The organism is Pseudomonas sp. (genome assembly GCF_050739655.1).
In the GTDB taxonomy this organism is placed as follows: domain Bacteria; phylum Pseudomonadota; class Gammaproteobacteria; order Pseudomonadales; family Pseudomonadaceae; genus Aquipseudomonas.
Window position 1 is genome coordinate 1 of sequence record NZ_JBOIBY010000403.1, and the last position, 1,187, is coordinate 1,187.

General features: G+C 59.6%; 1 protein-coding gene. It reads right to left on the bottom strand.

Features of this window, described 5'->3' with window-relative positions:
- Nucleotides 1–159: 159 nt before the first annotated feature.
- Entirely contained in the window at nucleotides 160–1,143 is a 984-nt protein-coding gene (gene ccoP / locus ACRESJ_RS19780) for a cytochrome-c oxidase, cbb3-type subunit III (protein WP_431759398.1), read from the bottom strand.
- Nucleotides 1,144–1,187 lie beyond the last annotated feature (44 nt).

A 1,187-nucleotide genomic window follows, 5' to 3' on the forward strand; every position in this document is an offset into this window, starting at 1 on the left:
CGGTCATTCAGATGGCAATCGTTATCGTTGACGTTTTTCGCGAGCAAGCTTCGCTCCTACAGAAGGGCGTTTTGTGGGCGAAAAAAATCCGATGCCAGGGGGCTGACATCGGATTTTTTATGAAGCACCGCTTGGGTTCAAGCGATCAAGGCGTCTGCCTTACTGGGCATCTTGCGCCGGAGCCTTTTCGCCATGCGACAAGCTGTAGACGTAAGCGGCCAGCAGGTGAACCTTGTCATTGCCCTGCATTTGCTCTTGCGCAGGCATCTGGCCCTGACGGCCGTAACGGATGGTCTGCTGCAGTTGAGCGAAGCTTGAGCCATAGATGAACGCGCCCGGGTGAGTCAGGTTCGGCGCGCCCATGGCGGGGGTGCCTTTGCCTTCCGGACCGTGGCAAGCCACGCAGTTGGCAGCGAACAGCTTCTGGCCAGCAGCCGGATCAGCCTTGGTGCCTTCCGGCAGTTTGCGGCCATCGAGATTGGTCAGCACGAACGCGGCTACGTCAGCAACGCCTTGCTCACCGATCACTTCAGCCCACGCCGGCATGACCGCGTGACGACCTCCCATGATGGTGGTCTTGATGGTTTCCGGCTCGCCACCCCAGCGCCAGTCGGCGTCGGTCAGGTTCGGGAAGCCATAAGCGCCCTTGGCGTCGGAGCCGTGGCAGACCGAGCAGTTGGAGGCGAACAGACGCCCACCCATCTTCAGGGCTTGCGGGTCCTTGGCAACTTCTTCGATTGGCATGGCAGCGAACTTGGCGAAGATCGGGCCGAACCGGGCGTCCGACTTGGCCATTTCCTTTTCCCACTCGTGCACGCCGGTCCAGCCGGTCTGGCCGTTGGCGAACGCGGTCTGCTTCTCGTTATCCAGGTAGTTGTAACCTGGCAGCAGGCCTTTCCAGTTACCCAGGCCCGGGTACAGCACCAGGTAGCCCAGGGCGAAAATGATGGTGCCCACGAACAGCATGAACCACCATTTCGGCAGGGGGTTGTCGTACTCCTCGATCCCGTCGAAAGAGTGCCCAACCGTCTCTTCGGTGGCTTCGCTGCGCTGGCCCTTACGGGTCGACAGCAGCAGCCAGGTCAGGGAAAAGATCGTACCGAGACTGAGGACTGTGACGTACAGACTCCAGAATGTAGTCATTCTTTGTTACTCCTAGAAGCTTGCTCGACGTGCTTGATGGCTTC

Excerpts from the sequence above, each read along its gene's own strand:
- ccoP (WP_431759398.1), bottom strand. The coding sequence starts at position 1,143 with ATGACTACATTCTGGAGTCTGTACGTCACAGTCCTCAGTCTCGGTACG.